At 68.4% G+C, this 21851-nt stretch carries 25 protein-coding genes and 1 pseudogene; 12 read left to right on the plus strand and 14 right to left on the minus strand.

Translation table 11 applies throughout. The features are described 5' to 3' along the window. Nucleotides 1–8 precede the first annotated feature (8 nt). Both ACG02S_RS11460 and ACG02S_RS11465 read left to right on the plus strand, forming a co-directional pair. Nucleotides 9–1289, plus strand: a complete 1281-nt coding sequence (locus tag ACG02S_RS11460) for a YeaH/YhbH family protein (protein ID WP_394470585.1) — start codon at nucleotides 9–11, stop codon at nucleotides 1287–1289. Next, nucleotides 1286–2887, plus strand: a complete 1602-nt coding sequence (locus tag ACG02S_RS11465) for a SpoVR family protein (protein ID WP_394470586.1) — start codon at nucleotides 1286–1288, stop codon at nucleotides 2885–2887. Before ACG02S_RS11460 ends, ACG02S_RS11465 begins: the two co-directional genes overlap by 4 nt. Before the next feature lie 11 nt (nucleotides 2888–2898). On the opposite strand, the gene ACG02S_RS11470 is transcribed toward ACG02S_RS11465, so the two are convergent. The 7 genes and pseudogenes from ACG02S_RS11470 to ACG02S_RS11500 form a co-directional block, all read right to left on the minus strand. After that, nucleotides 2899–3132: a type IV pilus assembly protein FimV gene (locus tag ACG02S_RS11470; protein WP_394470587.1), complete on the minus strand. Its 234-nt coding sequence runs from the start codon at nucleotides 3130–3132 to the stop codon at nucleotides 2899–2901. Then, entirely contained in the window at nucleotides 3129–3881 is a 753-nt protein-coding gene (locus tag ACG02S_RS11475) for an ArsR/SmtB family transcription factor (RefSeq protein WP_394470716.1), read from the minus strand. The genes ACG02S_RS11470 and ACG02S_RS11475 overlap by 4 nt, the downstream gene beginning before the upstream one ends. Nucleotides 3882–3908: 27 nt before the next feature. Next, a pseudogene (locus ACG02S_RS11480) lies at nucleotides 3909–4263 on the minus strand (antibiotic biosynthesis monooxygenase family protein); the annotation flags it as partial. Then, on the minus strand, nucleotides 4260–4571 hold the full coding sequence (locus ACG02S_RS11485; protein ID WP_394470588.1) for an NIPSNAP family protein: 312 nt from the start codon (nucleotides 4569–4571) through the stop codon (nucleotides 4260–4262). The gene ACG02S_RS11485 and the pseudogene ACG02S_RS11480, both read right to left, overlap by 4 nt. Nucleotides 4572–4656: 85 nt before the next feature. After that, a complete protein-coding gene (locus ACG02S_RS11490; protein ID WP_394470589.1) occupies nucleotides 4657–5580 on the minus strand; it encodes an alpha/beta hydrolase in 924 nt (307 codons plus the stop codon). Nucleotides 5581–5607: 27 nt separating this feature from the next. Beyond that, a complete protein-coding gene (locus ACG02S_RS11495) occupies nucleotides 5608–8229 on the minus strand; it encodes a glycoside hydrolase family 3 C-terminal domain-containing protein (protein ID WP_394470590.1) in 2622 nt (873 codons plus the stop codon). Between the two features lie 244 nt (nucleotides 8230–8473). Next, nucleotides 8474–9883, minus strand: a complete 1410-nt coding sequence (locus ACG02S_RS11500) for an FAD-binding oxidoreductase (RefSeq protein WP_394470591.1) — start codon at nucleotides 9881–9883, stop codon at nucleotides 8474–8476. 90 nt (nucleotides 9884–9973) lie between these two features. Here ACG02S_RS11500 and ACG02S_RS11505 point away from each other — a divergent pair, with 90 nt between their 5' ends. Both ACG02S_RS11505 and ACG02S_RS11510 read left to right on the plus strand, forming a co-directional pair. After that, nucleotides 9974–10201, plus strand: coding sequence for a hypothetical protein (locus tag ACG02S_RS11505; RefSeq protein WP_394470592.1), 228 nt, complete (start codon nucleotides 9974–9976; stop codon nucleotides 10199–10201). 34 nt (nucleotides 10202–10235) lie between these two features. After that, entirely contained in the window at nucleotides 10236–10817 is a 582-nt protein-coding gene (locus ACG02S_RS11510) for a cob(I)yrinic acid a,c-diamide adenosyltransferase (RefSeq protein WP_394470593.1), read from the plus strand. Between the two features lie 34 nt (nucleotides 10818–10851). Here ACG02S_RS11510 and ACG02S_RS11515 read toward each other — a convergent pair whose 3' ends face one another. The 4 genes from ACG02S_RS11515 to ACG02S_RS11530 form a co-directional block, all read right to left on the minus strand. Further along, nucleotides 10852–11154 carry a hypothetical protein gene (locus ACG02S_RS11515; RefSeq protein ID WP_394470594.1) on the minus strand — a complete coding sequence of 101 codons (303 nt, stop codon included), beginning with the start codon at nucleotides 11152–11154 and terminating at the stop codon, nucleotides 10852–10854. Continuing rightward, entirely contained in the window at nucleotides 11151–11537 is a 387-nt protein-coding gene (locus tag ACG02S_RS11520; RefSeq protein ID WP_394470595.1) for a phage holin family protein, read from the minus strand. Before ACG02S_RS11520 ends, ACG02S_RS11515 begins: the two co-directional genes overlap by 4 nt. An 8-nt stretch (nucleotides 11538–11545) precedes the next feature. Further along, nucleotides 11546–11887 carry an ElaB/YgaM/YqjD family protein gene (locus ACG02S_RS11525; protein WP_394470596.1) on the minus strand — a complete coding sequence of 114 codons (342 nt, stop codon included), beginning with the start codon at nucleotides 11885–11887 and terminating at the stop codon, nucleotides 11546–11548. Between the two features lie 95 nt (nucleotides 11888–11982). Continuing rightward, nucleotides 11983–12951, minus strand: coding sequence for a helix-turn-helix transcriptional regulator (locus tag ACG02S_RS11530; RefSeq protein ID WP_394470597.1), 969 nt, complete (start codon nucleotides 12949–12951; stop codon nucleotides 11983–11985). A 118-nt stretch (nucleotides 12952–13069) separates the two neighbouring features. Here ACG02S_RS11530 and ACG02S_RS11535 point away from each other — a divergent pair, with 118 nt between their 5' ends. After that, nucleotides 13070–14116, plus strand: coding sequence for a hypothetical protein (locus tag ACG02S_RS11535; protein WP_394470598.1), 1047 nt, complete (start codon nucleotides 13070–13072; stop codon nucleotides 14114–14116). Between the two features lie 92 nt (nucleotides 14117–14208). Next, nucleotides 14209–14973, plus strand: coding sequence for a PEP-CTERM sorting domain-containing protein (locus ACG02S_RS11540; protein WP_394470599.1), 765 nt, complete (start codon nucleotides 14209–14211; stop codon nucleotides 14971–14973). Between the two features lie 64 nt (nucleotides 14974–15037). On the opposite strand, the gene ACG02S_RS11545 is transcribed toward ACG02S_RS11540, so the two are convergent. From ACG02S_RS11545 to ACG02S_RS11555, 3 genes are all read right to left on the minus strand, one after another. Beyond that, a complete protein-coding gene (locus tag ACG02S_RS11545) occupies nucleotides 15038–15556 on the minus strand; it encodes a GNAT family N-acetyltransferase (RefSeq protein WP_394470600.1) in 519 nt (172 codons plus the stop codon). 97 nt (nucleotides 15557–15653) lie between these two features. Further along, nucleotides 15654–16310, minus strand: a complete 657-nt coding sequence (locus tag ACG02S_RS11550; RefSeq protein WP_394470601.1) for a 3'-5' exonuclease — start codon at nucleotides 16308–16310, stop codon at nucleotides 15654–15656. Nucleotides 16311–16320: 10 nt separating this feature from the next. Next, nucleotides 16321–16635, minus strand: coding sequence for a nucleotide pyrophosphohydrolase (locus tag ACG02S_RS11555; protein WP_394470602.1), 315 nt, complete (start codon nucleotides 16633–16635; stop codon nucleotides 16321–16323). Between the two features lie 362 nt (nucleotides 16636–16997). On the opposite strand from ACG02S_RS11555, the gene ACG02S_RS11560 reads away from it, so the two are divergent. The 6 genes from ACG02S_RS11560 (at nucleotide 16998) to ACG02S_RS11585 (ending at nucleotide 21848) form a co-directional block, all read left to right on the plus strand. After that, on the plus strand, nucleotides 16998–18164 hold the full coding sequence (locus ACG02S_RS11560) for an SGNH/GDSL hydrolase family protein (RefSeq protein WP_394470603.1): 1167 nt from the start codon (nucleotides 16998–17000) through the stop codon (nucleotides 18162–18164). A 28-nt stretch (nucleotides 18165–18192) separates the two neighbouring features. Next, nucleotides 18193–18864 carry an OmpW/AlkL family protein gene (locus tag ACG02S_RS11565; RefSeq protein WP_394470604.1) on the plus strand — a complete coding sequence of 224 codons (672 nt, stop codon included), beginning with the start codon at nucleotides 18193–18195 and terminating at the stop codon, nucleotides 18862–18864. Between the two features lie 137 nt (nucleotides 18865–19001). After that, nucleotides 19002–19409, plus strand: a complete 408-nt coding sequence (locus ACG02S_RS11570) for a hypothetical protein (protein ID WP_394470605.1) — start codon at nucleotides 19002–19004, stop codon at nucleotides 19407–19409. 42 nt (nucleotides 19410–19451) lie between these two features. Beyond that, a complete protein-coding gene (locus ACG02S_RS11575; RefSeq protein WP_394470606.1) occupies nucleotides 19452–20063 on the plus strand; it encodes a PH domain-containing protein in 612 nt (203 codons plus the stop codon). A 17-nt stretch (nucleotides 20064–20080) separates the two neighbouring features. Beyond that, on the plus strand, nucleotides 20081–20476 hold the full coding sequence (locus tag ACG02S_RS11580; RefSeq protein WP_394470607.1) for a GFA family protein: 396 nt from the start codon (nucleotides 20081–20083) through the stop codon (nucleotides 20474–20476). Nucleotides 20477–20606: 130 nt separating this feature from the next. Continuing rightward, nucleotides 20607–21848 carry an SPFH domain-containing protein gene (locus tag ACG02S_RS11585; protein WP_394470608.1) on the plus strand — a complete coding sequence of 414 codons (1242 nt, stop codon included), beginning with the start codon at nucleotides 20607–20609 and terminating at the stop codon, nucleotides 21846–21848. Nucleotides 21849–21851: the final 3 nt, after the last annotated feature.

Below are 21851 nucleotides of genomic sequence, written 5' to 3' on the forward strand. Positions count from 1 at the left end.
GCAAGCGCATGTCGCTTCAACAGATCATCGACAGACGGCTGTCGGGCAAGAACAAGTCCATCGGCAACCGTGAGCGCTTCCTGCGCCGCCACAAAGACCAGATCCGCGAAGCGGTGAAGCGCGCCGTGGACGGCCGCGGCATCCGCGACATGGAGCGCGGCGAGGACGTCCACATCCCGAAGAAGGACCTGAACGAGCCCGTCTTCGGCCATGGCGACGGCGGCGTGCGCGAGGTGGTGCGGCCGGGCAACACCGAGTACGTGAAGGGCGACCGCGTCGCCAAGCCCAAAGGTGGACAAGGCGGCCAGGGCGGAGGCGGCGAGGCCAGCGACCAGGGCGAGGGGGACGACGACTTCGTCTTCCACCTCAGCAAGGAAGAATTCATGCAGGTCTTCTTCGACGACCTGGCCCTGCCCAACCTGGCCCGCACCACACTCGCCGACACGCCCGAGTGGCGCAGCCAGCGCGCTGGCTTCGTCTCCGACGGCACACCCACCAACTTGCACGTGGTGCGCTCCATGCGCGGCGCGCTGGGTCGCCGCATCGCGCTGGGCATGGACAAGCGCCGCGAACTGCACGAGCTGGAGGCCCGCGAGCAGGAGCTGCTGAAGGAAGACCGCCCGGAGACCCCGCGCCTGCTGGCCGAGACACGCGAGCGCATCGCCCACCTGCGCGCGCGGCTGGAGGCCATCCCCTTCCTGGACCCCATCGACCTGCGCTTTCGCGCCCGCACCCGCATCCCGGTGCCGACGACACGCGCCGTCATGTTCTGCCTGATGGACGTGTCCGGCTCCATGGACGAAGGCCGCAAGGACCTGGCCAAGCGCTTCTTCATCCTGCTCTACCTGTTCCTCACGCGGCACTACGAGAAGATCGACGTCGTCTTCATCCGCCACCACACGCAGGCGCAGGAAGTCGACGAGCAGAACTTCTTCCACGCGACAGAGACCGGCGGCACCGTGGTGTCGTCCGCTCTCGTGCTGATGGAGCAGATCATCAAGGAGCGCTACTCGCCCACCGAGTGGAACATCTACGGCGCGCAGGCCAGCGACGGCGACAACTGGCACCACGACAGCGGCCGCTGTCGCGAGATCCTGGCCGACAAGATCCTGCCGCTGTGCCGCTACTTCGCCTACGTGCAGGTGGCCGAGCCCGAGCAGAACCTGTGGGAGGAATACCTGAAGCTGTCCGAGGACCAGCGCCACTTCGCGATGCGCAAGGCGGTGGAGGCATCGGAGATCTATCCGGTGTTCCGTGACCTGTTCAAGAAGGAAGGGGCGGCCGCATGAGCAGCAAAGAAGACCGTCGCCATCACGAGCGGCCGGCCTCGCCGCCGCCTGGCGTGGCTGATCGCCGCCAGCACCAGCCGCTGCGGCAGATGAGGCCGCTGCGGCAGCGGCCGTCGCAGCCCCTGCCCTCGCCCAACGACTGGACCTTCGATCTGGTCGAGCAGTACCACGCCGTCATCCGCCAGACCGCCGAGCGCTACGGGCTGGACACCTATGCCAACCAGCTGGAGGTCATCACCGCCGAGCAGATGATGGATGCCTACGCGTCGGTCGGCATGCCGGTGAACTACCGGCACTGGAGCTATGGCAAGGAGTTCATCGCCACCGAGCGCAGCTACAAGCGCGGCCAGATGGGGCTGGCCTACGAGATCGTCATCAACTCCGACCCCTGCATCGCCTACCTGATGGAGGAGAACACGATGGCCATGCAGGCCCTCGTGATCGCGCACGCCAGTTACGGACACAACTCCTTCTTCAAGGGCAACTACCTGTTCCGCATGTGGACAGACGCGTCGTCCATCATCGACTACCTCGTCTACGCCAAGAACTACGTCGCCGACTGCGAGGAGCGCCACGGGCTGGACGCCGTCGAGGGTCTGCTGGACAGCTGCCATGCGCTGATGAACCACGGCGTGGACCGCTACCGCCGCCCCGCCAAACTGTCGCTGGCCGAGGAACGCGCGCGGCTGAAGGACCGCGAGCACCACGCGCAGATGCAGATCAACGACATCTGGCGCACGCTGCCCAAGCGCCCGGACCGCCCCGACGAGGCTGCCGAGAGCCGCCGCTTCCCCGACGAGCCGCAGGAGAACCTGCTGTACTTCATCGAGAAGAACGCGCCGCTGCTGGAGCCCTGGCAGCGCGAGATCGTGCGCATCGTGCGCAAGATCGCGCAGTACTTCTACCCGCAGCGCCAGACGCAGGTCATGAACGAGGGCTGGGCCACGTTCTGGCACCACCGGCTGCTGAACCAGATGTACGACGACGGCTATCTGTCGGACGGCATGATGATCGAGTGGCTGAAGTCGCACACCAACGTCGTCTACCAGCACCCGGGTGCCAACCTGAACCCGTATGCGCTGGGCTTTGCGATGTACACCGACATCAAGCGCATCTGCGAGCACCCGACCGCGGAGGACCGCGACTGGTTCCCGGACATCGCCGGCAGCGACTGGCTGCCCACGCTGGACCACGCGATGCGCAACTTCAAGGACGAGAGCTTCATCGGACAGTACCTGAGTCCGAAGATCATGCGTGACTTCCGTCTGTTCTCCATCCTCGACGACGAGGCCAAGAGTGAGTACGAGATCAGCGCCATCCACGACGAGGTGGGCTACCGCCACCTGCGCCAGGCGCTGTCACGGCAGTACGACCTGTCCACCCGCGAGCCCAACATCCAGGTCTGGAACGTCAACCTGCGCGGCGACCGCTCGCTGACGCTGCGCCACCAGCAGCACCTCAACCGCCCACTGCACGACAGTGCGCAGGAGGTGCTGAGGCATGTCGGAAGGCTGTGGGGTTTCGGCGTGCAGCTGGAGAGCGTCAACGGGCGCGGGGATGTGACGCGGCGCTGGAGCGTGCCGGCGCAAGTGGGCTGACCACTTTCGTCCTAGCTTCGGAGCACCGCGAAGATCAGCGCTACCACCACCCATGCGGCTAGCACCAGTGCCCAAGTAAGCCGGTGCGGCTTCTCGGCCTGAAGTTCCAGTGCTTGCAGGCGCTGCCGAATGTCCTCACGCTCCGGCTGTGCTTGCAAGGCCTGCCTGAGCATTGCGATCGCCTGCGCTGTACGCCCGTAGGCTGCATAAACCTCGGCTTCAGACAAAGGATCGAGGGACGTCATGGTCGTGAGTCTTTGAAGCGTCGAGACTGCAATTCTGCCGCCGAGGCGGTCTGGTTGCCGACAACCAGCAGACCCTCTCTAAGCTTGGCTCGGCCGGTAGGCGTGAGCCGAAGCTCCCGCGAATCGTCAACGCGCAGCAACCACCCTTTCGCCACCAGCGCCTCCAGCCACGCCACCGCCAGCGGCCCCGCGAAATGGTCGCGGCGTTCGGACCAGTCCACACAGTCGTACAGCACGCGGCCCGTCGTGGCAAAGCCTTCGGGCATCAGCTCCGCCAACGCTTCGCGGCCCGCGTCGCTGACTTCGTAGCGCCCGTCCGGCGCCGCCATGACCCAGCCCTTGGCCAGCAGCGCCTCCCGCAGCTGCACGCCCAGTTCACCGGCCAGATGGCCATAGCAGCTGCGCGCATGGCGCAGCCCGCGCATCTCCGGTTTCTGCCAGCGGCGCACGTCGGCGGCCGGCTCGGCGTCCCGCCCATGGGCCACGCGCAGCAGCGCTTCCAGCGCATGCGCCACGTCGCCATCCGCCAGGCCGAAGTAGCGGTGCCGGCCCTGCGGGCGCACGCGGGCCAGACCTTCGTCGACCAGCAGCTTCAGGTGGGCCGACATGGTCGGCGCCGCCACGCCGGCATGCATGGCCAGCTCGCCCGCCGTGTGCAGCCGGCCGTCCAGCAGCCGCGCCAGCACACGCGCCCGTGTCGGGTCGGCGATGGCTGCGGCGACGCGGGCCAGGCGTGGCTCCGCGCTCAATGGTGCACCCTTCGGCCTGCGGCCTGTCCCGCCAGGCGGGGGCGGGCTTGCTGGGCGCTCATTGCGGCACCTGCGCGCGGTCGTTGAGCCCGTAGTCGCGCGCGACCTCCGCCACGCGCAGCCGGTAGTCCGCAAACAGCCCCCCGCGCCCGGCCGCCTGCGCCTCGCGGTGCCGCTCCATCTCGCGCCAGCCGCGCACGGCGTCCTCGTCGCGCCAGAAGGACAGCGACAGCAGCTTGCCCGGGTCGGCCAGGCTCTGGAAGCGCTCGACGGAGATGAAGCCGTCCATCCGCTCCAGCAGCGGCTTCAATGCGGCGGCATGGTCCAGGTAGGCGGCGCGTCCCTCGGCCGTGGGCTGCACTTCGAAGATGACGGCGATCATGGCCGCACATCCTCACAGAAAGTGCGCTGCTCGCGCAGGATGAAGCGCTGCGCTTGTGCAAACTCGAAGTTGGCCCGCGCCTCGGGGTCGGCCTTCAGACGCAGCCGGTAGGCCTCGTAGTCGGCCAGCGAGTCGAAACCCACCAGCCCCCAGGCCTCGAAGTTCGTGCCTTCCCACGGCAGCCAGTAGCCCAGCAGCCGGCCGCCCAGGCGCGCAATGATGCGGCCCCAGTTCTGCGCGTATTCGCGGAAGGCCTCGCGCTGGTGGGGGTCGAGTTCGTAGCGGATGAAGCAGGTGATGGCGGGCATGTGGGCGGCTGCGGTGATGACAAGCCGCGACTGTGCGCCGCCACTGGCCGCCGATGCTTAGGCGCGCAGCGAAGCGTCGCCAGCGCTACCGGGCTGCGGGCGCCTTGAGCCAGCCGTTCACGTCCAGCCAGTTCACGAACAGCGGGAACCAGCCCTGGGCGGTCTTGCCCGGATAGCCCAGGCCGAAGCCGTGGCCGCCGTTCTGGAACAGGTGGAACTCGACCGGCCGGCCGGCGTCATGCCAGGACTTCACGACGCCGAACTGGCCGCGGAACAGGAAGTCGTCCGTCGCGATGACGTTGAACATCGGCGGCGCGTCATGGGGCACGGTGACCGGGCCCATGCCGCCGTAGATGGGCCCGATGAAGGCGAGCTTCATGGTCTTGGAGTTCAAGGTGGCGTGCATCGTCAGGCCCGCGCCGGCCGAGAAACCGATCATGCCCAGCCGCTTCGTGTCGACGCCCCACTCCTTCGCGCGCGAATGGATCAACGCATAGGCGGCTTCGGCGTCGGCGAGCGGATTGGACAGGTCGGGCATCAACGGGCGCGGGGTGCCGCTGCTGGAGCCGGCGGCCGCGAACGTGCGGTTCATCGCGTCCTTGAAGCCGTCCAGCGACTCGGGCGTGGGCTGCAGCCGGTACTTGAGCACGAAGGCGGCGATGCCCTTGTCGGCCAGCGCCTGCGCGACCGCCCATCCCTCGTGGTTCAGCGCCAGCCAGCGAAAGCCGCCGCCGGGCGCCACCAGCACAGCCGCACCGTTGCCCTTGCCAGGCGCCGGCAGGAAGGGCGTCAGCGTGGCCGTCGTGATGTTGCGCGCCATCGGCTGGCCCCATTGCCAGAACCAGGTCTCCGAGGCCGGCTGGTTCTCGACACCGCCGGTGCCCAGCAGGATGGCGCGCGGCTCGGCAGGGGTGGGGTGCGGCTGGATGGTGCCGTCCTGGCCGTGGGCAAGTGTTGCGGTGGCCATCAGCAAGGCGCACAGGGCAAAGCGCAGGGAGTGCATGGGCATGTCGTTCGAGTCGGTGGGGGGAGGGGTTCAGCGCGGCAGTGGCTGCCGTCGAGCCAGGGAAAATTCCGCCCCGACGACCGGCGCACCGGTGCCGGGCTGGCCGCCGCCCACGCTGAGGCGATAGCCGCCAGGCATGACCTGGCGCTGGCCGTCACGGTCGACGAAGCTGAGGTCGCGCGCATTCAGCCGCCAGCTCAGCTCGCGCCGCTCGCCCGCCTTCAGGTGCACGCGCTGGAAGCCGCGCAACGCCAGCCGCGGGCCGCCGTCCAAGCGCGGCGGCGCCAGATACAGCTGGGCCACCTCGTCGCCGTCTCGCGCGCTGGTGTTGGTGATGGCCGTGCGCACGACCAGGCTCACGTCCTGACCGTCGTTCTGCACCTGGACCTGCGGCGCCTCGTAGCGAAAGGTCGAGTAGCTCAGGCCATGGCCGAACGGGTAGACCACCGGCTTGTCGAAGAAGCGGTAGGTGCGCCCGGCCATGCGGTAGTCGTCGAAGGGCGGCAGGTCGGCCACGTTGCGGTAGAAGGTCACCGGCAGGCGCCCCGCGGGATTGGCGGCGCCCGCCAGCACCTGCGCGATGGCCTGGCCGCCGCCTTCGCCAGGGTAGAAGGCCTGCAGCACCGCCGCGGCATGGGTGTGCGCCCAGGACAGGTCGATGGCGCTGCCGCTGAGGTTGACGACGACTACCGGCTTGCCGAGCTGGGCCACGTGCTGCAGGTAGGCGCGCTGGTCGTCCGGCAGGTCGATCCGGGTGCGGTCCCCCCCGGAGAAGCCGTCGATCTTGACCGGCATCTCCTCGCCTTCGAGGTCCGACGTCAGGCCCACGACCGCGACGACCACATCGGCGTCCCTGGCACCGGCACGCAGGTCCGCCAGCGGCTGGCGCGACACGCGTTTGTAGATCATGCCCGCCGGGGCGCCCACGCCGGACTCGGCCTCCAACTGCAGCGCATAACGCTCGCCGCGCTTCAGGTCCACCTGCACCAGCGCCACCGGCTCGGCCCAGCGCGTGGCCTTGTTCGCCAGCACCACGTCGCGGCCAGCAATGCGCACCCGGCCCTTCAGGCCCGACAGGCCCAGCCGGTAGCTGCCGGTCTCGGGCGCCACGAAGGCACCCGTCCACACGGTGCGCACGACGGTGCCCGCCCCGGCAACCTCCTGCGGTCGCGACTCAATCTGCGCGACGGTGTGGCTGCCGACCGCGTTCGCCTCGAAACGGCGCTTGCCGACGTCGGTGGGTGAACCGGGCTGCAGCCTGAAATAGCTGGCGCGCAGGCCGGCGCTGCCATCGGGCGCGATGAAGACGTCCCGCGGCACCGGATCGCCGTCGGTGATGGACGGGCCGAAGGGGACGAGCGTCACCTGGGCCGGCGCGAACTGGCGGCTCAGGCCCTCGAAGACCGTCTGCGTCGGCCCCGTCTGCCCGGACGAATAGTTGCCGCGCATCACGCGTCGCGCGTCGCCCAGCGGGCCGACGACCGCAATGCGTGTCGCGGCCTTCAGCGGCAGCGTGCCGTCGTTCTTCAGCAGCACCAGGCTCTCGATGGCCGAGCGCAGCGCGAGCTCACGGTGCTCGGCCGAATTGATCGCCTCGCGGGCAGGAAAGCGGCGCTGCGGCAGGCCCGGCAGGTCGCCGGCGCGGATGCGCGCGGAGAACAGCCGTACCAGCGCGGTGTCGATGTCGGCCTGGCGGATGTAGCCACGCTCGAGCGCCTGCTGGTAGCGCTTGCCCAGCCCCGGCGTGTGCGACAGCGTGGCGCCGTTGCACTCGTTGTCCACACCCGCCTTCAGCGCCAGCGCCGCACCGGCCGCGGCGTCCGGGGCGTACTTGTGATGGGCATGGATGTCGGTGACGGCATCGCAGTCCGACACCACATAGCCGCTGAACTTCCAGTCTTCGCGCAGGGTCTTCACCAGCAGGCTGTGACTGGCGCAGGCCGGCTCGCCATTGACGCGGTTGTAGGCGCACATGATGGAGCCCGCCTGCGCGTCGACGATGGCGGCGCGGAACGCGGGCAAGTAGGTGTCCTCCAGGTCCTGCATCGACACCCACACGTCCACCGAGTGCCGCGTGGACTCCGGCCCGCTGTGCACCGCGAAGTGCTTGGGACTGGCAATGACGAGGGGGCGTGCCGGGTCCGGCCCCTGCATGCCGCGCACGAAGGCCTTGCCCAGTTCGGCCGTCAGGAAGGGATCCTCGCCATAGGTCTCCTGGCCCCGGCCCCAGCGCGGGTCACGGAAGATGTTGATGTTGGGCGACCAGGTGTTCAGCGCGCCGCCGATGCGGTTCGGGTTGGGCTTGTGGCGCCCCAGGGCGTAGACCGCCTGCACCTCGGTGCTGATGCTGGCGGCCACGTCCTGCATCAGCCGGTCGTTGAAGCTTGCCGCCAGGCCGATCGGCTGCGGGAAGTTCGTCGTCGCGCCGGGCCCGAACGCCCCGTGCAGCGACTCCGTCCACCAGTTGTAGGCGGGGATGCCCAGCCGGGGAATGGCCGGCGCGCCGTTGAGCAATTGCTCGGCCTTCTCGTCCAGGGTCAGCTGCGCCACGAGGTGGCGGGCTTGCGCATCGGCCTGGGCCATCTCGGTGGCCGCCGCCACGCCGGCGAAAGCCAGGCCCCACGCAAGGGCCGCAACAGCAAGAGTCTTCACGGTGTCTCCAGAGATGCTTTTTCGCCATTGTTGTTGGTAGCGCAATCAAAGCATCAGGGAAACCGAAGGCATGGGGCTGGGTGTCGGCCAGCGACCGATCACTTCTTTTGTCGAACCGATGCCGATAACCGCATCGATCAGCGCAGCACCGCAGCACTGAGAGAAAGAGCCTCGGTCAGCAGGGGTGTCGAGCCTCCTTGAGCCGGGTCAGGCGGCTCGCTCGCCGATGAGGCAGCGCGACGCCTCAGCGTGCGAAAACCTTGCCCGGGTTCAGGATGCCCAGCGGGTCCAGCGCCTGCTTCACGGCCCGCATCAGTGCCACAGCCTCGGCGCCGGTCTCGTCGAGCAGGAAGCCCTGCTTGTGCAATCCGATGCCATGCTCGCCCGTGCAGGTGCCCTCCAGCGCGATGGCGCGCGCCACCATCTGCGCGCTCAGCCGCTCGGCGGTCGCCAGTTCCTGCGGCTGCGCCGGGTCCAGCAGATAGGCCAGATGGAAGTTGCCGTCGCCCACGTGGCCCACGATGAAGTACGGCAGGCCGGCTGCCTCCACCTCGGCGATGGAGGCGTTGATGTTCTCGGCCAGCCGCGAGATGGGCACGCAGGTGTCCGTCGTCACCGCGCGGCAGCCGGGGCGCATCTGCAGGCCCGAGAGATAGGCGTGGTGCCGCGCCGCCCACAGCCGCGTGCGCGCCTCGGGCGTGGTGGCCCACTCGAAGGCCTCGCCGCCCAGGTCCGCGGCGACCTCCTGCACCACCGCCGCCTGTTCGGCCACGCCCGCCTCGCTGCCGTGGAACTCCATCAGCAGCATGGGTGCTTCCTTCAGGCCCAGCTTGTCATGCGCGTTGACGGCCTTGATCGCGTTGGCGTCCAGCAACTCGCAGCGCGCGATGGGCACACCGATCTGGATGACCTGCATGGCCGTGCGCACGGCCGCGTCGATGCTCGGGAAGAAGCACACCGCTGCCGAGACGGCCTCGGGCAATGGGTGCACCTTGACCGTCAGCTCGGTGATGACGCCCAGCGTGCCTTCGCTGCCGACGAGCAGGCGCGTCAGGTCATAGCCCGCACTGCTTTTCCTGGCGCGTGAGCCGGTGCGCACGATCTCGCCGGCCGCGTTGACGAACCGCAGCCCGAGCACGTTCTCGCGCATCGTGCCGTAGCGCACCGCGTTCGTACCACTGGCACGCGTCGCCGCCATGCCGCCCAGCGACGCGTCGGCGCCGGGGTCGATGGGGAAGAACAATCCCTCGTGCTTCAACGCCTCGTTCAGCGCCTTGCGCGTGACGCCCGGCTGCACAGTCACCGTCAGGTCCTGCGCATCGATGCGCAGGATGCGGTTCATGCGCGACACATCCAGGCTGATGCCACCCTGCACGGCCAGCAGATGGCCTTCCAGCGACGAGCCCGCGCCGTAGGGAATCACCGGCACGCGGTGCTGCGCGCACAACGCCACCACGTGCGCGACCTCGGCCTCACGCTCGGCGAACACCACCGCCTGCGGCGGGGGCACATCGAACACGGATTCGTCGCGGCCATGCTGCTCGCGCACGGCCAGCGCGGTGGAGCAGCGCTCGGCGAAGGTCGCGCGCAGCGCGTCCAGCAGCGCGGACGGCAGGGGCGGGGCGGGGGAAAACTGTTGGTCGGGCGCGTTCATGACCGGGCTCCACGGGCGATGCCAAGATTGTGTTGCAGCGGCCGTGCCGTGGTGACAGCATGGACGCTCAGCGATCCCGGGAGACCTGCCATGGACCCCACCCTGACCTGGCTGCTCGTGCTGGCCGCCGCCGTGCTCATGCTGTTCAGCGCCGTGCGCTTCGACCTGCTGGCAGCCCGCTGGCGCGACATCTTGCGCACCCCGCCGCCGCCGCGCGACGCGCCGCCTGCACCGCGCTCCCTGCCCGTGCCGCGCTTTCAGCCGCACGACGCGCCCGTGCACAAGCCGGCCTTTCACCGCAGCGGTCGGCGGCACTGAAGACAATGGTGGTTTTGCATCCGGCAGAACCACCATGGGCAACCGCCTCACACAGATCGCCACCCGCACCGGCGACGACGGCACGACCGGCCTCAGCGACGGCAGCCGCGTCCCCAAGGACCACCTGCGCGTACAGGCCATGGGCGATGTCGACGAGCTGAATTCCCACCTCGGCGTGCTGCTGGCCGAACCGCTGCCCGATGACGTCCGCGAATTGCTGGTGGTCATCCAGCATGAGCTGTTCAACCTGGGCGGCGAGTTGTCCTGGCCCGGTGGCGAACTGCTGAAGGAGCCCGCGGTGCTGCGGCTGGACGAGGCGCTGGCGCACTACAACGCAGCGCTGCCACGGCTGAAGGAATTCATCCTGCCGGCAGGCACGCGCAGCGCGGCGCTTGCGCACGTGTGCCGCACGATCACGCGCCGCGCCGAGCGCACGGTCATTGCGCTGGCGGCGACGGATCCCGTCCGCCCCGCCCTGCGCCAGTACCTCAACCGGTTGTCAGACTTGCTGTTCGTGCTGGCACGCGTGCTCAACCGCGCCAACCTGGACGGGCTGGGCGGCGACGATGTCTATTGGCAGAGCGAGCGGATGAAGCGCCTGGACAACGGGAATTGAAGCAGCGCAAGCTCCTGGACGGAGCGCGCGCCGTTCAGCGCCTGCTGCGGTAAGCCTGCCACATCATCAGTGCCCACTGTGCGGTGCGCCAGAACCGGCCGCGACGCGTCGGCGGCGATGCTGCAAACAGCGCAGCACCCCCGCCCACGGCGGCAACGACGAACGGATCCGACAACCACCGGCGCACGGTCTGCACGCGATGACCCCAGCGGTCTGCGCGCTGGCCGAGATCCCGACCCGCCAGACCCACTTGGTCGCGCAGCACGTGTGAGGCCAGCAGCAGATCGTCCTTGCGACGCGCCCGCTGCTCGGCGACTTGCGGCAGGCGCGGAATCATGGCGCCACCTCGCGCTTGAGCGCGTCGGCGTCCTGGCGCAGCTCACCGATGCTGGCGCTGAACAGCGTCGATGGCTGTGCGATGAAGGCTTTGACCTTCATCGCGGCCAGCACGGCGCCGAAGACCAGCACGCCGGTGCTGACGCCAAGCGCCAGCAGGCGGTTGGTGTCCCACATCGCCACGACGAAGAGCATCAGCAGCATCAGCAGGCCGAAACCCGCCATCAGCCCCGCCAGCATCGACCACATCAGCACGCCGGCGATGCGATCCTTCTCCTCCTGCACCTCGATCGCGAACAGCTCCAGCCGGATGCGGCCGAGCGTCAGCAGCGAGGCCGTGAGGCGACGCAGCGGCGCGGAGACGGGTTCCTTGGTCTCGTCCAAGACAGGCCTCAGCGACGGCCGATCAGCACACCGATCGCCAGGCCCAGCGCAGCGGCGGCGCCGATGGCCTGCCAGGGCTTGTCATGCACGTAGTCGTCCGTGGCGGCAGCGGCATCCTTCGCACGCTGCACGGCTTCATGCTGCACGTCCAGCAGCTTCTCGCGGGCGCCGCGCTGGGCGTCGAGGAGCTTGTCCTTGGCCGTTGTCAGGCGGCCTTCGATGCGGGCGCGCAACGCACGGACTTCCGTGTCGGCCTTGTTGGTGGTTGCCGTCATCAGCGCATCGATGTCGGCCATCACGGCATTGAAGTCGGTGACCAACTTGTCTTTTGCTTCGGTGGTATCGCTCATGAGAAAACTCCTTCGAATTCAAAACCAGACACAGGTGCAGCCTAACGCGGCGACAGCGGCGTGGCACTCCCCACGGCGAACGAAGCGGGCTTGTCCTACAAGGCCGCGACGGCTTGGCGAAGCCGCTGCGCGAAGGCCTCGCGCAGCGCCGCCGGTGCCACCACCTCCACCTGCCCCGCATGGCGCAGCAAGTCCATCAGCAGCTCGGTGTCATCCACGTAAGGCAGCCGCAGCCGCCAGCGGCCATCGGGAAGAAACTCGCTCTGCTGCGCGGCATGCCACGCCTCGCGCGACACCCAGGCGGCCGTCTCGGCGCTGAACACCAGCTCCGCCTCCCGCGGGGTGCCGCCGGCGAAGATGCCATAGCCCTGGTCCAGTTCCGCCTCCAACTCGGCCAGCGGCACCGACCTGGCTTGCGCCTCCAGCGCAACGGCGGTCTCGATACCGTCCAGCGCGAAGCGGCGATAGCCCTCGCTGGCATGGCACCAGGCGTCCAGGTACCAGGTGTTGCGGTGGTTCACCAGCCGCTGCGGCGACACCTCGCGCTCGCTCGCCTCGCCGCCGCGCTTCTTGCGGTAGCGGATGTGCAGCCGGCGTCGTTTGACGACGGCGCTGCCGACGGTCTCGAACGCCTCGCTGGCCATGCGCCGCCGCGCCGTGCCGACCAGCCTGACGCGCCGCCGCAGTTCCTCCGCCTCGGCGGCATCTACGCCCAGCATGCCGGTGATCTTGTCGAACATGGGTTGCAGGTGCCGGCCCACGACGCCCTGCTCGTCCAGCCCCGCCAGCATCTGCTGCATGGTCAGCAGCGCGTGCAGTTCGGCCTCGTTGAACCACACGCCCGGCAGCTCGTGCTTGCCACCCCGCCACTGCTGTCCGAAGCGGTAGCCGTTCTCGCCGGCGTCGTACTCGATGGGCGCATCCAGCCGCTCGCGCAGGTAGGCGAGATCGCGCTTGAGCGTCGCCGGCGAGACCTCCAGCGCCTCCAGCAACGCCGCAAAGCTGATGCAGCCGTGGCTGCGGATCAGCTGCTCGATCTTGTAGAAGCGCTCGGTGCGGTCCATGACTGAAAAAATCCACAGTTGTTTTCAAGGTGGATCATCCCATGAGCCACCAGGCTCACAAACTGCTTGCAAGGCCCGCGAACTTCATCGGCGAGCCCAACCGATCAGGAGCCCGACCATGCAAGCCACCCTCAACACCACTGTCCACGCCACGCCGTCCGCGCTCGTCCAGTACGACCTGGACATGGACGATGCCCCGGCCGCGATCAGTGCCCACGAGCGCGTGGGTCTGGCCCTGGGCCGCGACCATGCGCTGCACGGCATCACGCCGCCCATCGCCCACCTGTACCCGCAGTCGCCGCTGCAGCGCGGCTGGATGGCCGCCCGCGGCCGCGCCGTGCGCGCACCGGCCACGCCGCAGGTGGAACTCTGGCTGGCGCTGCGCACGCACGCCTGGGCGCGCGGTCGGCATTTCGAGGACCTGCTGGTCACGCCGCACCTGCTGGGCCAGCTGGACGTGGGCCACTGCCCCATCACCCGGGAACTGCTGGGTGACGACAACCGCAGCGTCGACCGCGTTCGCGACGACGCCGGCTACGCGTCCGGCAACCTGGCCATCATGAGCCGGCGTGCCAACCGGGCCAAGGGCGACCGTGGCATGCCGCAGCTGCGCGACCTGGCCGCCAGCTGCGCCGCCGGCCCCATCACCCGCATCGGCGGCCTGTTGGAAGCCGACTGGCAGCGCCTGACCGTGCTGGCCAGTTTCGTGACGCCGCTGAGCCACGAGGAAGCTGCGCAGATCCCGCTGCGCGTGCTGCCGCCCAACCGGCTGCGCCTGTTCAACCCCATCCAGGCCCTGCAGGCGCTGGTGACCCGCCAACTGGCCACGCCCGGCTGGAGCGCCCGCCTGGCACGTCTGGAGGCGCTGCTGCCGAACGACCAGTTGCGCACCGACTTCAACCGTTTCCTGCTGGCGCTGGCGCCGCGCGTGCTGGCCGCCGCCGAGCTGCAACAGCCGCACGAGATCCGCTGGGCCCTGGAAGACGCCTGGGCGCAACCCTTGGTCATGAAGCGCTGGAGCCGTTTCGCGCTGCAGCTGAGCGCGGAGCAGGCCGAGACGCTGGTGGAGCGTGCCGCCGCCAAGAAGCTCAGCCCGGTCCATGTGCAGCGCCACGACGATGCCACGGACGGCTGGGCGCTGGCCAGCGCCGGTTACGCCGCCTGATCCCGCAGACAAGGGGGGTGGGCAAGCGCACGCTGTCACTGCAGCTTCATCGGTGCGCCGGACAGTGCGCCCCATCCGAACCGGAGCCCCCGATGAAAAACCACCTCGCCCTGACTGTCGCCGCTGCTGCGGCCCTCGTGTCTCACAGCGCCGTCGCAGCTCTCGCGGCCGGTGATCTCGCCTTCACGTCCATCAACGCTGACGAAGACGGCTGGTCCCTGGTGGCGCTGGCCGACATCGACGCCAACAGCACCATTTACTTCACCGACAACGAGTGGAACGGCTCGTCGTTCAACAGCGGCGAGAGCTATCACCGCTGGGTCAGCGGTGGCGCCACCATCGCGGCCGGCACGGTCATCCGCTTCCAGAACATCGACGACGCCACGTCGCTCAGCGCCAGCTTCGGCACGCTGAGCCGCGCATCCGTCTCGGGCAGCAACAACTTCGGCCTCAGCGCCAGCGAAGACTCCGTCTACGCCTACACCGCCAGCAGCGCGACCGGCACGCCGACCTTCCTGGCGGCGATCACGACGACGGCCTTCACCGGCGCCACCAGCGCCGGCCTGCTGACCAACACCGGCCTGTCCATCGGCAACGGGGCCATCGCACTGGGCGGCGGCGCCGAGTACGAGGAATACATCGGCAGCCGGTCGGGTGCAGCCAGCTTCACGGCCTACAAGGCCCAGGTCGGCGACATCGCCAACTGGACGCACAACGCCAAAAACGGCAACTACGCGACGATGGTGCCCGACACGACTGCCTTTGCCGTGACGGCGGTGCCGGAACCGCAGACCTATGCGCTGATGCTCAGCGGCCTGTTGGCTGTCGGCCTCATGGCGCGTCGTCGTCGCGGCTGATCATCGACGCCAAAAGCGAAGCGCCCTTCAGGGCGCTTTTTTCATGGCTCGTTGCGCGCCGGGTTCAGACCAGTGAGCGGAACAGGCGGATCTCTTCGACACGGGCGCCACCCACCTCGGTGGTGCGGGCGCTGCCCAGCTCACGCTTGAAACCGGCCAGTTCGAAGAAGCGCAGCGCGCGCTCGTTGCGCAGGTAGCACCACAGCGTGGCCTTGGTGCAGCCTTCTTCCTGCAGGCCGTCGCGCGTGGCATCCCACAGCGCCAGGCCCACGCCCTTGTCCATGTGCTCGGGGCTGGCGAACAGCGCCCACACCTCGCCGGTGGTGGCCGGCGTGCCCTTGTCACGCGAGCGGTCGAAGCCGGCGAAGCCCATGACCTTGTTGTCCAGATGCGCGACGACGACCTGTGGCTCGCACAGGTCGATGGCTTCACGCCAGAAAGCTTGGCGCTTTTGCACCGACATCGCGTCCAGCGCCGCGGGCGGCAGCAGGTCCTTGTAGGCATCCTGGCTGGCGGCGACGTGGATCTCGGCGATGGCCTTTGCATCGCGCAGGGTGGCGGGGCGAACCTGGATCACGGACATGGAATTCTTCTTGAGCAAAGCGCGCGGGGACGAAAGGGCGAGATTTTGATTGCCCTTGCGCTCGTAAGCCGCTCTTGACAGAGACTTTTTTATCCGCTTATGCGACGGCCTCCACGCCGCGACTGTCTGCCTGCAGGTGTTCCACCAGGCCTCGCCTGAGCCACCGAAGCGGTGTTCGTTGCAGCGTCGAAAGCAGCGCATGGTCCACCCGACGCTCACCCAGATCGAGCGCGAAACGGCTGGCAACTTCGGCCTTCACCTTCAGCAGCAGCTCGGCCGTCACCAGCGCATCGGCCATCGCGCGGTGGGCGCGTCCCGAGAAGGACAGGCCGTGGAAGCGCACCATGGCGCCCAGCCCATGCCCCTTGGACTCCGGCCACAGCCGGCGCGACAACAGCACCGTGCAGGCGAACTCGTGCGCCGGGTCAGGTGGCACATCGGCCCGCGCCATCTCGGCCTGCCAGAACCCGCGGTCGAAGCTCGCGTTGTGGGCCACCAGCGGACAGCCGGCCGTGAAGCGAGCCAGTTCGCGCATGACGCTGGCTGACGACGGCGCGCCGGCCAGCATCTCGTTGCTGATGCCGGTCAGCGCCTGGATCTGCGGCGGCACCCACGCGCCGCTGTTCATCAGGCTGGCCCAGCGGTCCACGATTTCCCCGTTTCGCACCAGCACGGCGGCGATTTCGGTGGCGCGGCCACCGCTGGTGGGCCCGAGGCCTGTGGTCTCGAAGTCGATGACGGCCATGGTCTGCATGCCCATCGCCTCAAGACCTCAGCGGGGGATGTTTGACCGCGTTCATCGCCAGCTTGCGTTCCACCGCGGCTTCGAGGTCCACGCCGCCATGGTCGGCGATCTGCAACAGGTACAGCAGCACATCCGACAGCTCCTCGCCGAGGTGGCGGCGCTGGTCGTCGTCCAGGTGCAGCGACTGCTCAGGCGTCAGCCACTGGAAGATCTCCAGCAGCTCGGAGGCCTCCACGGTCATGGCCATCGCGAGGTTCTTTGGGGTCTGGTAAGGCTGCCAGTCGCGGTCGGCGGCAAAGCGGCGCAGGCGGTGCTGCAAGGCGGAAATGTCCATGGAAAAGCGGTGCTGTGTATTCAACACAGTATTCAAGATTTCAAAGTAGTCGTGGTAGTAGCGGCCCGCGCTCGCTGTGGACAAGCGGAAAAAGCCGTTTTGGGTCAAGCGCTTGGCTGCGGCACAAGCCTGTGCGCCGCACCCGGGTTTGCAGCATGCCGGTTTGGGAACAACTTTGCCAAAAGCTCGCGCCCTGTGGATATCTATCAAGTTGTCCCGGAACCGTCCACAGACTTGCGCCGCCTTTCTTTACCAGAGGTTCCCCCCTAATTCGGCCCGGCGGCTTCTAGCCAGACGCTAGAGTTGCCGTCCCTCGTATTTGTGAAAGCACCGCTTCGTGCGGTGTCGCCCAGGAGACAACGATGAATCCCTCCCTCACCCGTATCGCTGCCGTGTCGGCGGCGTTGTTGGGCAGCCTGCTGGTGGCCGGCTGCGGTGGCGGCGCCACGGCGGACACGACACCCAAGGTGGCCATCTCGTCGGTCAAGGTGTTCGGCGACAGCCTGCAGGACAGCGGCACGTTCGGGTACAAGTTCACCATCCAGAGCAGCGACAACCCGATCTATGTGGAACGCGTCGCGGCCAACTACGGCGCCAAGCTCTGCAACTTCTTCGTCTTCACGGGCACGACCTTCGCGCCCAACCCGACGGCCGGCTGCACCAACTACGCCATCGGCGGTGGCCGCATCAACTACACCGGCGCCGGCGCCAGTGCCAGCAACCCGCTGAACGTCGGCGTGCAGATGGCGGCCTATGCCGCTGCTGGCAGCTACACGGCCAGCGACCTGGTCATCATCGACGGCGGCGGCAATGACGGCGCCGACCTGGTGGGCGCCTACCTTGCCATCCCCCGCGACCGCGCTGCGGCTTACTCGGCGCTGCTGGGCACGCTGCTGACGCCGACGCAGATCCAGACTGCGCTGGCGGGCGGCGCGACGACCACGGCGCAGATCGGCGCCACCTACATGACGGCGCTGGCCGACCGGTTCTATGGCCAGATCAAGGCCAGCGTGCTGGACAAGGGTGCCACCCACGTCGTCGTGCTGAACATCCCCGACATCACGCTCACGCCGCGCTTGCAGGTGGTGCTGGACAGCATCGCTGCGGCCAGCGGTGGCGGTACGGCCGGCGCTACGGCGCGCGCCCAGTCGCAGGCCTTGTTCCAGGGCTGGGTCACGGCGTTCAACACGCAGCTGGCGGCCAAGATCGCCGCCGACGAGCGCGTGGCGCTGATCGACTTCTACAAAGGTCTGCAGGACCAGGTGGCCACGCCGGCCCAGTTCGGCCTGACCAACGCGACCACGCCGGCCTGCCCCGCCACCGGCGTCGGCAGCGACGGTCTGCCGACGTACAACTTCCCGACCTGCACGGCCACCGCACTGTCCGCCGCACCGCCCACCGGCGCCAGTGGCGGCGCCGACTGGTGGAAGACCTACGGCTTCGCCGACAGCTTCCACCCGACGCTGTACGGCCACCAGCTGACGCAGCAGCTGATCGCGAAGTCCCTGTCCATCAAGGGCTGGCTCTGATCCCAGGCATCCACAAGGAGACCCGACCATGAAAACCAAAACCCTCCTCGGAGCCCTGGCCGCCTTGCTCGTCAGCGGCGGTGCGTTCGCGCAATCGGCCGGCAGCATCGTCGTCTACGGCGGCGGCGTGCAGATCCAGCCGCAGGTCGACAGCGGCGACCTGACCGCCCCCAGCCTGGCCGGCACCAAGATCGACGTGAAGAAGGCCAGCCAGTTCGTCGGTGGCGTCACCTACTACTGGACCGACAACATCAGCATTGACCTGCCGATCGCGCTCGGCCCGTTCAAGCACGACGTCATCGGCGCCGGGGCCATCGACGGTGTGGGCACGCTGGGCACCGTGAAGGCGCTGCCCATCACGCTGCTGGCGCAGTACCGCTTCGGCCAGGCCGACAGCGTGTTGCGCCCCTTCGTCGGTGCGGGCCTGACCTACGGCTACTTCTACAAGCCCAAGGCCACCGCCGTGCTGTCGGGCATCACCGGCGGCACGCCGTCCAACCCGACGACCCTGTCCATGAAGAACAAGCTGGGCACCACGGTGGAACTGGGCGCGGCCTACAACATCACGCGCGACTGGTCCGCCAGCCTGGCCGTCACCAAGACTTTCCTGAAGACCACCGGCAGCCTGTCCACCGGCCAGACCATCGAGACGACGCTGGACCCTGTGTCCATCAAGTTCGGCATCGGCTACCGGTTCTGAACCGGCCATGCCGGCCTGGTCCGGCTCGATGCAACAAAGGGCTGGGCAACCAGCCCTTTGTTGTTTCCGACGCTGACAAATGGGGGACTGGCCCCCTGGTAGCTTCACGGCACCCCTCGCTTTCGCTTGAGAACGCCATGAACCTGCGCTTGCCTGCTCTTGCCGTCCTTGCCACCGCGCTGGTGGCCGCCTGCTCCAAGGCGCCGCCCGAGGCGGTGCCCTTGCCCGCTTCGGCGCCTGTTGCGGCGGCAGAGGCCGCCCCGCCCGCCCGGCGCGTGGACGCATGGCTGGGCCGCTGGCAGGGGCCTGAAGGCACGTTCCTGGAGATCACCGGCGCGCCGGGCGCCTACCGCGTCACGGTGCACAACCTGGACGGTCCCCGCAGCTTCGAGGCGTCGGCGACCGAGGCGGGCCTGAGCTTCGTGCGCGATGGCGTCACGCAGACCGTGCGTGCCGGCCATGGCGCGGACACCGGCATGAAGTGGCTGGCCGACAAGCAGGACTGCCTGGTCGTGAAGGCCGGAGAAGGGTATTGCCGCGGCTAGGCCCGGCCGGCACACTCGCGCTCCCTTTGCATGGAGTGAGAGATGTTCAAGAAACTGGCCTCCGAGGCCCTGGGCCTCAGCGACATCGGCGTCATCGTGCCCGCTGCCGATTTCAACAAGGTGGACGCCGACGACTACCTGTTCAGCGAGGACGGCGAGAAGATCTTCTTCCTCATCAAGTCCAAGAAGGACGAGTACTGCTTCACCAACCTCGCGCTGGTGCACGTCGACGGCGATTCCGCCGTCTCGTCCAAGCGCGTCATCAAGCGCTACGACTACCTGAGCCACCGCATCAGTGACGTGACGCTGGAGACCGCCGGCACCATTGACATGGACGTCGAGATCAAGTTCCGCATCGGTGACGGCGCACCGTTCAGCATCGATGTTCGCAAGAACTTCATCGAACAGCTGAAGGACCTCTACAAGGCGCTGCACAGCATCGGCAAGATTCAGGAGCGCGACGAGCAGGCACGCGAAATCGCGATGCAGTGCCTGGGTGTGACCGGCCAGATGTTCAAGCTGGGCCACGAGGTCAGTGAGGAAGCCGTCAGCCGCCACTACGTGTCGCTGCTGAACACGGTCAACAGCGTGGTGCTGGAGAAGCTCAACCGCAAGGATTACGGCGGCGTGTTCGAGCGCTACATCCAGAACTGAGCGGCCCCGTCGTCCCGATGACCCAGCGCCTGGCGGCCTGCAGTTGCGGCCAGCTGACCGCCCTGGTGAGCGGCGAGCCGGTGCGCATCTCGGTCTGCCACTGCCTGGCCTGCCAGCGCCGCACCGGCAGCGTGTTCGGGCAGCAGGCGCGCTTTCGCCGCGAGGACGTGCAGCTGTCGGGCACGTCCACGGTCTTTGAACGTGTTGGCGACGAGGGTCCTGGCGCAAGGTTCCATTTCTGCCCGACGTGCGGAGCGACGGTCTGGTACGAGTTGCTGGGCCTGGACGGCTACCTGGCCATCCCCGTGGGCGCGTTCGCCGATCCCGGCTTTGCGCCACCCACCGTGTCCGTCTACGAAGCGCGCATGCACGGCTGGGTCGTGCCGCCACCTGACGCGCAACACTGGCGCTGAGACAGCGCCGGAAGAATCCTTCCGCCCCGCCGGAAGACTCCCACCCCGCCTCGCCCTCGTCTGCTCCCGCGTGACCGGGAACCATGGCCGCCATGCATCAAACCGATGCGTGTCGCCCAAGGAACCCGTCATGCTGCACCGCCTCCCGTCCCTCGCCGCCTCGCTGCGCAACGCCTTCGGCCGTGGGGCCGCGCGTGGCATGCAGGCTGCACCCACCGCTGCCCGCTCGCTGCGCCGCGCGCTCCCCCCGTTGCTGCTGCTCGTCGCCATGACCGGTGCGGGCTATGCAGTCGTCGTGCATCCGCCCGTCCAGCCTGTGCCCGCCGGCCAGGCAGCGCTGCGCACCAACCAGTTCAGCGGCGGCACGAGCGAGTTCCGCGACGGCAGCTTCATCCGCATCCCCGGCCTGCACGAGGTGCGCTTCTTCCCGCTGCGCGACCAGAGCTACCGCCCCGTGGCCATTGCCAGGGCTGACGGCCCGGCGCCATTGCAGTCGGTGGAAGGGCTGTCGCTGGGCCTGGACATGACGCTGCGCTGGAACGTCGACGCGACCCGCCTGCCCGAACTGTCCCGCCGGTTGCCGGACGACATCGAGGCCGATGTCATCGCGCCGGCCGTGCAGGCCGTGGTCTACAAGCAGATCGCCCGCCACACGGTGCGCGAGATCTTCTCCAGCCAGCGCGCCGAGATCGCCGCGGCGCTGGAGGCCGAGCTGCGCGCGAAGCTGGCCGCCGACGGCATCGTGCTGCGCGGCGTGCAGATCGGCTCCGTGGACCTGCCCGCCGACTACCGCAAAGGCATGGACCGCCTGCTGGCGGACAGCCTGGCCAGCGAGCGCATGCGCTACACGCTGGAGATCTCGGAGAAGAAGGTCAAGGAGTCCGAGTTCCAGGCCGCCGCCGACAAGGTGCGCCGCGAGACCGCCGCCGAGGCCGCGGGCCGCGAGCAGGTCATCGCCGCCCGCGCGCAGGAAGAAGCCATGAAGCATGTGCTGCCCTTCAAGCAAAAGCAGATCGAGCAGCGCGCGCTGGAAGCCCAGGCCGACAGTGCCGCGCGCGTGAAGCAGGCCGAGGGTGCCGCCGAGGCGCGCCGCATCGAGGTGATGGCCGAGGCCGCGGCGCGCCAGAAGCTGGCCGATGCCGAGGCCTACCGCGTCGCGCAGATCGGCAAGGCCAACGCCGGGCAGATGGCGGCCGAGGGCGAGCTGCTGACGCGCCACCCGCTGCTGGTGCAAAAGGCCATGGCCGACAAACTGTCGGACAAGGTGCAGGTCATCATCGCGCCGCCCGGCTCGGGCGGCTTCATCGGCAGCGCGTTGCTGGCGGGCACGTCGGCGAAGGCGCAGGCCGCGGCTTCGATGGAGCAGGAGTAAGCC

This window comes from Pelomonas dachongensis, assembly GCF_043555865.1.
GTDB lineage: Bacteria > Pseudomonadota > Gammaproteobacteria > Burkholderiales > Burkholderiaceae_C > Pelomonas > Pelomonas dachongensis.

Bases quoted from the DNA above. Each gene is read 5' to 3' on its own strand.
- ACG02S_RS11530 (WP_394470597.1), bottom strand. From the start codon at position 12,951: ATGGACCGCACCGAGCGCTTCTACAAGATCGAGCAGCTGATCCGCAGC.
- ACG02S_RS11550 (WP_394470601.1), bottom strand. From the start codon at position 16,310: ATGCAGACCATGGCCGTCATCGACTTCGAGACCACAGGCCTCGGGCCC.
- ACG02S_RS11460 (WP_394470585.1), top strand. From the start codon at position 9: ATGTCGCTTCAACAGATCATCGACAGACGGCTGTCGGGCAAGAACAAG.
- ACG02S_RS11525 (WP_394470596.1), bottom strand. From the start codon at position 11,887: ATGAGCGATACCACCGAAGCAAAAGACAAGTTGGTCACCGACTTCAAT.
- ACG02S_RS11580 (WP_394470607.1), top strand. From the start codon at position 20,081: ATGACCCAGCGCCTGGCGGCCTGCAGTTGCGGCCAGCTGACCGCCCTG.
- ACG02S_RS11465 (WP_394470586.1), top strand. From the start codon at position 1,286: ATGAGCAGCAAAGAAGACCGTCGCCATCACGAGCGGCCGGCCTCGCCG.
- ACG02S_RS11570 (WP_394470605.1), top strand. From the start codon at position 19,002: ATGAACCTGCGCTTGCCTGCTCTTGCCGTCCTTGCCACCGCGCTGGTG.
- ACG02S_RS11490 (WP_394470589.1), bottom strand. From the start codon at position 5,580: ATGCCCATGCACTCCCTGCGCTTTGCCCTGTGCGCCTTGCTGATGGCC.
- ACG02S_RS11555 (WP_394470602.1), bottom strand. From the start codon at position 16,635: ATGGACATTTCCGCCTTGCAGCACCGCCTGCGCCGCTTTGCCGCCGAC.
- ACG02S_RS11575 (WP_394470606.1), top strand. From the start codon at position 19,452: ATGTTCAAGAAACTGGCCTCCGAGGCCCTGGGCCTCAGCGACATCGGC.
- ACG02S_RS11585 (WP_394470608.1), top strand. From the start codon at position 20,607: ATGCTGCACCGCCTCCCGTCCCTCGCCGCCTCGCTGCGCAACGCCTTC.
- ACG02S_RS11505 (WP_394470592.1), top strand. From the start codon at position 9,974: ATGGACCCCACCCTGACCTGGCTGCTCGTGCTGGCCGCCGCCGTGCTC.
- ACG02S_RS11470 (WP_394470587.1), bottom strand. From the start codon at position 3,132: ATGACGTCCCTCGATCCTTTGTCTGAAGCCGAGGTTTATGCAGCCTAC.
- ACG02S_RS11510 (WP_394470593.1), top strand. From the start codon at position 10,236: ATGGGCAACCGCCTCACACAGATCGCCACCCGCACCGGCGACGACGGC.
- ACG02S_RS11535 (WP_394470598.1), top strand. From the start codon at position 13,070: ATGCAAGCCACCCTCAACACCACTGTCCACGCCACGCCGTCCGCGCTC.
- ACG02S_RS11565 (WP_394470604.1), top strand. From the start codon at position 18,193: ATGAAAACCAAAACCCTCCTCGGAGCCCTGGCCGCCTTGCTCGTCAGC.
- ACG02S_RS11500 (WP_394470591.1), bottom strand. From the start codon at position 9,883: ATGAACGCGCCCGACCAACAGTTTTCCCCCGCCCCGCCCCTGCCGTCC.
- ACG02S_RS11560 (WP_394470603.1), top strand. From the start codon at position 16,998: ATGAATCCCTCCCTCACCCGTATCGCTGCCGTGTCGGCGGCGTTGTTG.
- ACG02S_RS11515 (WP_394470594.1), bottom strand. From the start codon at position 11,154: ATGATTCCGCGCCTGCCGCAAGTCGCCGAGCAGCGGGCGCGTCGCAAG.
- ACG02S_RS11545 (WP_394470600.1), bottom strand. From the start codon at position 15,556: ATGTCCGTGATCCAGGTTCGCCCCGCCACCCTGCGCGATGCAAAGGCC.
- ACG02S_RS11485 (WP_394470588.1), bottom strand. From the start codon at position 4,571: ATGCCCGCCATCACCTGCTTCATCCGCTACGAACTCGACCCCCACCAG.
- ACG02S_RS11540 (WP_394470599.1), top strand. From the start codon at position 14,209: ATGAAAAACCACCTCGCCCTGACTGTCGCCGCTGCTGCGGCCCTCGTG.